This is a genomic window from Caldisphaera sp. (genome assembly GCF_046536515.1).
In the GTDB taxonomy this organism is placed as follows: domain Archaea; phylum Thermoproteota; class Thermoprotei_A; order Sulfolobales; family Acidilobaceae; genus Caldisphaera.
The window spans coordinates 1-10,736 of the sequence record NZ_JAWDMQ010000044.1 but is presented as its reverse complement, the minus strand read 5'-3'; the positions used below and the strand labels follow the sequence as shown (position 1 = coordinate 10,736).

Genomic DNA, 10,736 nt, shown 5'->3' with positions numbered 1-10,736 from the left:
ATTCTAAGCTATAGAAGACTAGAGCATTGGATAGATTGGCAATGTGAAAAGCAGGGAGTACCATCAATTATTATCAATCCTAAAGGTACATCATCAATATGCCCAATATGTGGTTCAAAGCTTGTAGAGGTTGGTTATAGGAAGCTGAAGTGTAATAAATGCGGTTTTGAGGCTAATAGGGATACAATAGCAGTATTAAACATTGAAAAGAAAGCATACAAAAAAGGGGATCTCTGACCACCCCGACTGCCCCTCAGATGACAGATGTAATCCCGAACAGATGAGGGGAACCCTCGCCCTTCAGGGCTGGGAGGAGGTCAGAATATTATTTTTAATCAATCTAGGTAGCATTAATGAAAAAACTATTCCATATAATGGAGGAAAAGATAGCATTAACATAACTAACCTAAAGCTAAAATAAAAACCTATTTCCAAAACTAGAATAGACGACCAGATATGAAACGATGATCCTATTAAAGCAAATTCCCACGTTCCTTTTGCTACCAATTTTTCTGGATATAAATATCTTGGTATTGAATAAATAAATGGTACAACAATTGCTTCTGCATTTATTAATATTATAGCTAATGCTAAAAACATATATTTAGGCTGTCCATAAGAAATAATTAAAAATCCTATTAAACTTAATAAATAACTAACTGCAATAACCTTTATCATGTTATTTAGTGATTTAGAATAATATCCTATTAGTCCTCCAATAATAGTAAGCAATACAGCACTATAGCCAAATACCTGCATAGCTAAAGTTATATCGTTAGGACTATATGAAGAAATGTATTGTGGTAATGCTATACTTAAAACCAAATTTCCTCCTGCTATTGTTGCCCATAATAAGCCCATAAGCCAAGTTCTTCCATAATTATAAGTTGTCCCTGGAATCTCTTCTTTCAGTTTATACATAACAGGCTTATTTCTTCTTATTAATAAAACGTATAGTATTGACGAAAATAAAGATATTAATGAAAATAAAGTAAAAATGGTAACAGGGTTTTCCTTAGTTAAAACATATGCGGAAGTACCTATTGCGACCCCTCCTGGTATTCCTGAGATTGATATTGCTGAAGCCAAATTCCTTGTTGAAATTTTATCATATAAAAAAGAGTAGATGTTGGAAAAGACTTCCATATATATAGTCACAGTACCTTGTAAAAACCTAAATATCATTAATTCTACAAATGAATTGACAAAAGGCATCAATGCTATAGTTAATGATATCAATACAGTAATTCCTAGCAAAGCAGTAGGCAAGTTCTTATAAAATTTAATGAAACGGCCTATTATTTTGCCTAAAGGCATACCTGCAAAATAAATGACATTACCCCATAGAATTAATGATTGTATATTAACGTTTAGCCTTAAACTAAAATAACCAGCAAACAATACAAATGTAGATAATGACGTTGTCATTATAGCTGCCGATATAAACCCAGCTATTGGCAATAAAACTTTATTCTGATTATTCATTATATACTACCTCCTTTATTATATTAAGTTGCATTTTTATCCCCTGGTCAGTGGTTAATTTCATGTCAAAAAAATATTCAAGAAGTATAAAAATTTTATATTAGATAAAATTATGTATGACTAACCTATGATCACCTAAGAGAACTTTTCCTTAAAAGTGGTGAAAAAACAAGTGATAAAGCGAACGACAAGTCCCTTCTAGGGGCGGGGTAAAGCTTTTTAAGTTTAGAAACTTATTAAAAATTGAGACAGCTGCTAAAGGGGTATGCGTCACTGAAACATGAGGTACGCCTCTACCCCAACTAACAAGTGTAATAAAATAGGGTTCCAAGCCGATCAACTCTTAAAACATGAGGAGCGGGAGCCGATTTCTCCCGCAATATCGGCTTGGGGGATAATAGAGTAGCACCCGTAAAAGGGGTGTAACCCTCTAGACCTCAGGGAACTCGCCCTTCAGGGCGGGGAAGAGGTCAGACTAAAGGATACACCATTCCATGGAGCACCGGGGGGTTAGTTTAAAAAGAAGCCTTAAAAAAGTTTTAAATTATAGTTCAATTATTACTTGGTATTCCTTTTTAAAATATTAAAATTAAAAAGATTACTAATGAATATTATATTTTGATTAATTTACAACTGAAAGCCTCGCCCTTTAGAGCGGGGAGGAAGTCAGATTATTTTATCTTAAAGATATTGTAACTTTTTAAATAAAAAATTTGCTATAATATGCAAACTATCATATTTTATTTAGATAGAAAAAATTATTTATTTTCTTTATGTATTTTTCTTAAAACATATTGTAATATGCCACCATTTTTATAATATTCTATTTCTATGGGTGTATCTAGTCTAACTTTTGCTTTAAATTCTACAATCTTTCCATTTTCTTTCTTTGCCTTAACAGTTATTACTTTCTTTGGAGCTAAACCTTCTTCTATTCCTAATATATCATATATTTCGCTTCCGTCTAATCCTAACTCATCAGGTCCTTCATTGGGCATAAATTCTAACGGCAATATACCCATACCAACTAGATTACTTCTATGAATTCTTTCATAAGATTTTGCTATAACAGCCTTAACTCCCAATAAATATGGTCCTTTTGCTGCCCAATCTCTACTACTTCCCATACCATATTGATTTCTTCCTATAACTATAACCGGTATCTTTTCTTGTTTATATTTAACTGATGCATCAAATATATGCATTATTTCTTTTGTAGGCCAATAAATTGTGTACCCTCCTTCTCTGTCTTTTACTAGTAAATTCTTAAACTTGGGATTGTCAAATGTACATCTCATCATGACTTCATGGTTACCTCTTCTACTTCCGCATGAATTTAATTCATTGGGCTTAACGCCTAATGACAATAAATACTGGCCAGCTTTTGAATTGGGATTAATATTACCTGCTGGACTTATATGATCCGTAGTAGTTCTATCTGGTGCATAAACTAATACTCTTGCACCTCTAATATCATGCAATTCCTCTACATTTTCTTTTAATCCTTCAAAGAATGGCGGCTTCTTTATATAGGTGCTATTTTCATCCCATTCATATGTTTCACTTTCTTTAACTTCAAGTTTGTTCCATGAATCTGTTCCTTCAAATACATCACTATACTTTTCTTGATATACTTTAGGATCAAGCGCTACCTCCATAGCGTTTCTTATTTCATCGCTATTAGGCCATATATCCTTTAAATACACAGCTTCACCATTGGGATCATATCCTACTGGTTCTTTATTAAAGTCTATATCAATTCTTCCAGCCAAAGCGTAAGCAACTACTAAAGGAGGGCTTGCTAGAAAAGCCCCATTCGCCAATGGATGTACTCTACCAGAAAAGTTTCTGTTACCGCTTAAGACTGCTGCTGCATATAATCCTTCTTTCCTTAATGCATCTTCAATCTCTTTTCTTAATGGGCCTGTATTCCCAATACATACAGTACAACCATAACCTGTTATATGGAATCCCAAAGCCTCTAAGTAAGGCAATAAGTTTAATTTTGTTAAATATTCAGTAACTACTCTACTTCCAGGAGCATTACTAGTTTTTACCCATGGCTTAACTTTAAGCCCTCTTTCAACTGCCTTTTTAGCAACTAGCCCAGCAGCAATCATAACACTAGGATTGCTTGTATTTGTACAGCTAGTTATTGCAGCTATTATTAGACTACCGTCTCTTAATTCAACTACATCGTTTCCTAACTTTAACGTTATACTCTTTGGTTCTCTTTTCTTTTCACTCAAATATTTACTTATTAAGTTATTCAAAACATCTTTTGCTTCCTTTAATGGAATCCTATCTTCAGGGTTTGCAGGACCAGCAATTGATGGCTCAACTTCACCCAAATCTATAACAACTACATCGCTATATTTTGGTTCACTGCTTGGATCATACCATAAACCCAATAACTTAGCTGCCTCTGCAACAAATTCAACATGCTTAGGATCTCTACCTGAACCTAGCAAGTATTGAATGGTCGCATCATCAATAGGGAAGTATCCCATAGTTGCACCGTATTCGGGAGCCATGTTAGCTAAAGTTGCTCTATCAGGCACGCTTAGTTTTTTAATTCCTTCTCCATAAAACTCTACAAATTTTCCAACAACTCCCTTCTTTCTTAGCTTTTCCGTTATATATAAAACCAAATCTGTTGTAGTAACGCCTTGTTTTAATTCCCCTATTAATTTTACCCCAACTACCTCAGGTATAAGCATATAGTATGGCTGACCTAAAATTACTGCTTCTGCCTCAATGCCTCCTACGCCCCAACCCAATACGCCCAATCCATTAATCATAGTTGTATGGCTGTCTGTTCCTAAAACGCTATCAGGATATGCTGTAAGTCCTCTTTTTGTTTCACCAATCCAAACTACCTTAGCTAAATATTCTAAATTAACTTGATGTATTATACCTTTTCCTGGAGGAACAACCCTGAAATTCTTAAACGACTTTTGGGCCCACTTTAAAAGTTTATATCTTTCTGAGTTCCTTTCAAACTCTTTTTCCATATTCTTTTGCAAAGCCATTGAAGTTCCATAATAATCAACTTGCACGCTATGGTCAATAATTAAATCAACTGGAATTTGTGGATTAACCAGCTTAGGATCATTTCCTAGATCTTTAAATGCATCTCTCATAGTTGCTAAGTCAACAACAGCCGGTACCCCTGTAAAGTCTTGCATAACAACTCTTGTAGGATGTAAAGGAATTTCTTCTTTACCCGCATTTTTACTCCAATCCAATATATTCTTCACATCTTCATCTCTTACAACAAAACCATCATAATTTCTTATTATGTTTTCTACCAAAATTCTCATAGAATATGGTATTTCTTTTAGTTTACCCAAGCCAAGCTCATCTATTTTATTTAAGTTGACTATAGAAGCCTTTCCCAAATATGTATCAATACTTTCAAATAATTTGTCGATAGTTTTCTTCATTGCCATTTCTGGCACCCAAGATAGAATGTTAAAATTGAGTTATTAAAGCGTAATTTATTAATTTTATATAACTTTTATAACAAGAGGTGTTTAATTTAAATTTCTGAGAATACTTATTATATATGGTGAAAAAATGAGTTCAGTTACAGAACTTCTATGGACAGAAAAATATAGACCAAGATCTTTAAAGGATATAATAAATCAACAGGATATAACAGCTAGACTTATGAAATTCGTTAACGAAAAAAACATGCCACACTTACTATTTGCTGGGCCTCCTGGAACTGGTAAAACTACGGCTGCTCATGCATTAGCACACGACTTATACGGAGATGTATATCAACAATTTATGTTAGAATTTAATGCAAGCGATGAAAGAGGCATAGATACTATAAGAGAAAAAGTAAAGGAATTTGCTAGAAGTAAAACACCATCAGATATTCCATTTAAAATTATATTATTGGATGAAGCCGATAATATGACAAGCGATGCTCAACAGGCTCTAAGAAGACTCATGGAATTATATAGCGCGTCAACCAGGTTTATTTTGGCTGCAAATTATCCTTCTAAAATAATTGATGCAATACAAAGCAGGTGCGCTTTCTTCAGATTCACAGCTTTGAAGAAAGAAGATATAGTAAATCGCCTTAAGTATATAGCCGATAAGGAGAAAATTGACTATGAAGAAGATGCTTTGGATGTAATATATGAAATATCGGAAGGAGACATGAGAAAAGCTATTAATATTTTACAAGCATCAGCTTATTTAGGTAAGGTGTCTTCAGATCTTGTGTTTAAAGTAGTCGGTATGGCAAGGCCGAAAGATGTTAGAGATATGATAGAAACATCTTTAAAAGGTAATTTCATTGAGGCAAGAGAACTACTGAGGAAAGTTATGATAGAATATGGTTTGAGCGGCGAAGATGTGGTAAGGCAAATACATAGAGAAATAATGGGAACAGACTTAAAAATAAGCGAAGAATTAAGAGTTTTAATAGCCGATTACCTTGGAGAAATTCATTTTAGAATCGCAGAGGGTAGCGATGAAGATATACAACTTAGCGCGTTTTTGGCATGGCTTTCTATGATGGGCAAGAAGTTGGGTGCCTAAATTTGTCCTTTGAAATAAAAATGCCATGGATAATTAAATACAGACCTAAAAAAGTTGACGATATAGTAAATCAAGAAGAAGCTAAAAGCCAAATCTTAACCTGGTTGCATTCTTGGCTTGAAGGAAGAAGACCTGAAAAAAAGGCCTTACTATTATATGGCCCTCCTGGTGTTGGAAAGACGAGCCTTGTTGAAGCAATTGTTAGAGAATATGATTTAGAGTTGCTGGAATTAAATGCCAGCGATTACAGAAGAAAAGAGGACATTAGAAAAAGAGTTGCTATAGCATCCCAAAAAAGGCCCTTGTTTAAAAAAATGACATTAATTTTAATGGACGAGGTTGATGGTTTAAGCCCGAGAGGTGATATAGGGGGAATCGATGAATTAATTAAAATAATTCCAAATACAATAAACCCAATCATATTAACTGCTAATGACCCTTGGAAGGATCAACTAAGACCTTTAAGAGAAATAGTCTCTATGGTTGAATTTAAAAATTTAACCTTAAATCAGGTAATATCAGTCCTTCAAAACATTTGTAATAAAGAAAAACTAGAGTGTGAAAGAGAGGCCTTAAAATATATTGCAGAGAAAAGTATGGGCGATTTAAGAGGAGCCATAAATGATTTAGAGTCAGTAGCTGAAGGTTATGGTAAAGTAACATATAATATTGTATCGCTTGTTATTAAAGGTAGGGATAAAAGTATCGATTTATGGAGAACACTTAATGGAGTTTTTTATGCAAAAGAGGCGTGGCAAGCTAAAAGAGCAGTTACAAATTCCGAAGAAGATTATGAAACTTTAATAGCATGGTTTAATGATAATGTTCCATTGAAATATGGTGATTATGAAGATTTATTTAGGGCTTTAGACTCTTTATCTAGAGCATCATTATTTTTAAGAAGAGCGAAATCTGGAAATTGGGATATGCTTTCATATGTTTTTGACTTAATAGGTCCTGGAATTACTTTCTCAAGAAAAAATGGGGAATTGCTTAAAAATAGATTTTCTTATCCTGAAAGGATTAAAGTTATGGCACAGCTAAAAGGTTTAAGAGAAAGCAGAGATAGAATAGCTACTCTATTGGCTAAAAGGTTACATACTTCTCAGAGGTTTGTTAAGTCTGATTTAATGCAATATATAATAGTTATGTTAAGATATGGGAATATAGAGAAAGCTGCTATGTTATCAAGAGCTTATGGATTTAATGAGGATGATTTAAAATACTTAACAGGCAATAGATTTAAAGACATAGAAAAAGAAATTGAAATATTAAAAGAAGGAAGAAGTGGAGAGGAAAAAGAAATAAGTAAGATGAAAAGTGGAGAGGAAAAAGAGAAAAAACAAGTTTCTCTAGATACATTTGGAGTAAAGTCTGAAAACAAGGAAATATCAAAGAAAAAGTATAGAAAAAGCAAAAGCAAATAATTTTAATGTGCAAATATTAATCCTATTACTGGTATTAAGAATACAACAATCAATATTATAGCAAATATTACCAATAAGGTTTTCTTTTTTGACTTGTTTCTATGCATTGTCAACTCCCTGTTATTCTATATAGTTTGTATATTTAAGGTTTATACTAGCTGCAGAAGTCTTCATTATGTATGAATTGTGAACTATCTACCTCAAGGAAGAAAGTTTTACTACCTTAATCCTAAAAAGTTAAAAACTATTATTAATTTTTTAATTAAAATTAAAAATATGCTAAATCCTGTGATAATATTATAAAGTTTACAGAGTAATATTATTAATTAACATAGAAAAAGAAATTGGTCTAAATAATATCTTAAATTAAAACATGCGGCGGCCGGGATTTGAACCCGGGACCTCTGGCTTGGGGGGCCAGCGTCCTAATCCAGGCTAGACTACCGCCGCCCATATTAATACAAAATAATAGGGACTTATAAATTACATTAATTTCATAATTAATTGTGATAAATATTAAGTAATTCTTTTAATTTGATTTATAAGCAAAAATATGAGAAATTGCAAGGCTTAGGAATTCAACTCTTTAGCATTATTAATTTAATTGCTAATTATTTTAGTATAATTACTTTGCTTCCTTTATAATAATGAAAATGAAAGTAAATAACCTTGCATTACTTAACGGGTTCCTGGTGGAGGGTGTGAAATTAAACTGCCCAGGGTTTGAATTCCTAGATCATACAAGTGATGTATTAATAAAAGCATTAGGTAATTCAATTAACGAAGCTTTTGAACAGGCCGCATTAGGAGTTTATGAAATAATAACAGACACAAGTAAAGTTAAACCTATAAACAATGTAAAAATAGATATAGAAGGGTTAGACCTATACAATTTACTATATAAATGGATAGAATCTTTACTATACTATACTGATTCTGAGGGATTGGTATTTAGCAAATTCAATGTTAAAGTTGATTTACAAAATAACAAACTTAATGCAATTGCTTACGGAGATAAGTTTGACGCTAATATTCATGAACACAGAACTATAGTTAAAGCTATGACTTACTCACAGATGGAAATTAGACAGGAAGGGAATTGTTGGGTTTTATTTTTTGTTGTTGATATATAAAAACGTTTAATATTAACTTTTTCTAAATCTTTGTTTTATTTCTTGCGTATTTTCTCCTAACATAGGAACAGATATATTAGAAATCGGTTCTTTTCCATTTATAGTTGCTGGCTCTTTTAATTGTTTAATTTTTCCAAAACTTTGATTTAGTTCAAACAGAACATAATTAGCATATGGATCATCAAAGACTTCATCAATATCATATACAGGTGATGATGGTATTTTAGCCTTTTCAAATAGGGATAACCAATAGTCTCTGGTATTTTTACTAAAGACTTCTTGCAAAATAGATATTAATTGATCTCTGTTTTTAACTCTATCCTCATTAGATTTAAACCTTTGGTCATTAATTAATGAATTAAGCCCTGTTACTTCACATAATTTCTCCCATTGTCTATCATTAGCTACTGCAACAATAAACCATTTATTATGAGAATCTTTAAATGCCTGATAAGGCACAATGCTAGGATGAGCCGAACCAAGCCTTTTTGGTTTTTCTTTGGCTATCAAATACATCGAAGGTATAAATGACATTGAAAACAATCCACTATCATATAAGTATACCTCTGTATAAAAAGGTCTTATACTTGAATATAAGCCTGATATAGCATATAATGCTGCAAAAAGGCCCGTTATGACATCAAAAACTGCAAAAGGAACTTTTATTGGAGGATCACCTTCGATACCAGTTGTAAGCATAAGACCGCTCATAGCTTGTACTATTAAGTCATAAGCAGGTTTATCATTATATTGGCTGTTTGGCCTGAAACCCTTTATGCTTATATATATCAAATTTTTATTTATTTTAAACAATGTATCTGGATCTACACCTAGTTTCTCTCTAACCCCTGGCCTATAATTTTCTACAAAAACATTACTTTCTTTGACTAAGTTATAAAGAAAATCTCTATCCTCATTGTTTTTTAAATCTAAAATTACACTCTTTTTTCCTCTATTAAACGAAGCAAAGTACGAACTAAGTCCATTTACTATTGGAGCAAATTTTCTAGCCTCATCACCTTCTGGAGGTTCGATTTTGATCACTTCAGCACCTAAATCGGCCATAATCAGTGTTGCGAAAGGACCGGATGCAGTATGAGATAAATCAAGCACTCTTACACCTTTTAAAGGTAAATAATTGTTATCCATGAATATTAACCACCCATTAATAAATAGCTAAGAGATATTTATATACTTTTATAAACTTTAAATTTATAATTAATAGTCTCGCTCTTTAGGGCGGAAAGGGGGTCAGCTATTTTTATATGATACCATTAGCAATAAATCAAACACAGCAACTAATTCATTTTTCTGGTTAAGAACTTCATGCCTTAATGTTAATAACCCACCTTTTTCCTTTTCCTCTTTTTTGGTAACAGTTATTTTTGCTCTTATAGTATCTCCTATTTTTACAGGAGAAGTAAAACGTAAATTATCAATTCCATATAGCGCTATTAAGCTTGAATCAAAATTTACAGTTCTTAATCTTAATCCAGAAACCATAGAAATTACAAGAAGCCCATGTGCAATCCTAGTGCCATAAATTGTTTTCTTCGCATATTCTTCGTCCATGTGAATTCTATTGAAGTCTCCGCTTATTCCTGCAAAGTTTACTATATCTGCTTCAGTTATAGTTCTGCCAGAAGTTTCATAAGTTTCTCCTACAGCAACATCTTCAAAAAATTTTTCCATTTTTATCCCTATTTATAAACTAAGTAATCTCCGCTTAAATTTTTAAATTGAAATTATAATAATCGAAATACTTTTTAAAAATAAAGCTGTCGTATTACATATCCTTCAGACCAACATATCTGAACCTTCCTGCCCTGATGGGCTTTTCAGAGCTGTTTTGGGCTTGCAGTTTACACACTGTTTTATCTCTAAAATATTTAGTTATTAATTTATTAATAAACTAATTAAAAATGCTTAAATAGTCTGATATGCTAATAAACATTAGAGAGGTGTATGTAATCTTGGATAATAGTAGGTATAGATCTGTTTCCACAGGAACTTTAATTGCAATAGTTGTTGTAATAATAGTTGTTGTAATTGCTGGTGGATTAGCATATTATTATTCAACTAAGAAAGTTACTACAACTAGTACAACAGTAGCAGCTCCTCCATATATTTTAAT

General features: G+C 32.4%; 9 protein-coding genes and 1 tRNA gene. 5 read left to right on the top strand and 5 right to left on the bottom strand.

Features of this window, described 5'->3' with window-relative positions; all coding sequences use genetic code 11:
* Positions 1-237, top strand: a 237-nt coding sequence (locus RXO53_RS06435) for a zinc ribbon domain-containing protein (protein ID WP_410713419.1), incomplete at its 5' end; no start/stop codon positions are given.
* Positions 238-300: 63 nt separating this feature from the next.
* On the opposite strand, the gene RXO53_RS06430 is transcribed toward RXO53_RS06435, so the two are convergent.
* A complete protein-coding gene (locus RXO53_RS06430) occupies positions 301-1,485 on the bottom strand; it encodes an MFS transporter (RefSeq protein WP_410713418.1) in 1,185 nt (394 codons plus the stop codon).
* Positions 1,486-1,765: 280 nt separating this feature from the next.
* Here RXO53_RS06430 and RXO53_RS06425 point away from each other — a divergent pair, with 280 nt between their 5' ends.
* Positions 1,766-1,891: a hypothetical protein gene (locus RXO53_RS06425; protein ID WP_410712786.1), complete on the top strand. Its 126-nt coding sequence runs from the start codon at positions 1,766-1,768 to the stop codon at positions 1,889-1,891.
* Between the two features lie 352 nt (positions 1,892-2,243).
* On the opposite strand, the gene acnA is transcribed toward RXO53_RS06425, so the two are convergent.
* Complete coding sequence (acnA, locus tag RXO53_RS06420) at positions 2,244-4,931, bottom strand: aconitate hydratase AcnA (RefSeq protein ID WP_410713420.1); 2,688 nt, start codon at positions 4,929-4,931, stop codon at positions 2,244-2,246.
* Positions 4,932-5,064: 133 nt separating this feature from the next.
* On the opposite strand from acnA, the gene RXO53_RS06415 reads away from it, so the two are divergent.
* On the top strand, positions 5,065-6,042 hold the full coding sequence (locus tag RXO53_RS06415) for a replication factor C small subunit (RefSeq protein ID WP_410713417.1): 978 nt from the start codon (positions 5,065-5,067) through the stop codon (positions 6,040-6,042).
* Between the two features lie 2 nt (positions 6,043-6,044).
* Positions 6,045-7,469 (top strand): replication factor C large subunit, encoded by a 1,425-nt coding sequence (locus RXO53_RS06410; RefSeq protein WP_410713416.1) that lies wholly within the window; start codon positions 6,045-6,047, stop codon positions 7,467-7,469.
* Between the two features lie 374 nt (positions 7,470-7,843).
* Here the strand turns inward: RXO53_RS06410 and RXO53_RS06405 are convergent.
* Positions 7,844-7,919, bottom strand: a tRNA-Gly gene (locus tag RXO53_RS06405).
* A 251-nt stretch (positions 7,920-8,170) separates the two neighbouring features.
* On the opposite strand from RXO53_RS06405, the gene RXO53_RS06400 reads away from it, so the two are divergent.
* Positions 8,171-8,602: an archease gene (locus tag RXO53_RS06400; protein WP_410713415.1), complete on the top strand. Its 432-nt coding sequence runs from the start codon at positions 8,171-8,173 to the stop codon at positions 8,600-8,602.
* A 12-nt stretch (positions 8,603-8,614) separates the two neighbouring features.
* Here the strand turns inward: RXO53_RS06400 and RXO53_RS06395 are convergent, their stop codons facing one another.
* Entirely contained in the window at positions 8,615-9,751 is a 1,137-nt protein-coding gene (locus RXO53_RS06395; RefSeq protein ID WP_410713414.1) for a CaiB/BaiF CoA transferase family protein, read from the bottom strand.
* Between the two features lie 102 nt (positions 9,752-9,853).
* On the bottom strand, positions 9,854-10,294 hold the full coding sequence (locus RXO53_RS06390) for a MaoC/PaaZ C-terminal domain-containing protein (protein ID WP_410713413.1): 441 nt from the start codon (positions 10,292-10,294) through the stop codon (positions 9,854-9,856).
* Between the last annotated feature and the right edge of the window lie 442 nt (positions 10,295-10,736).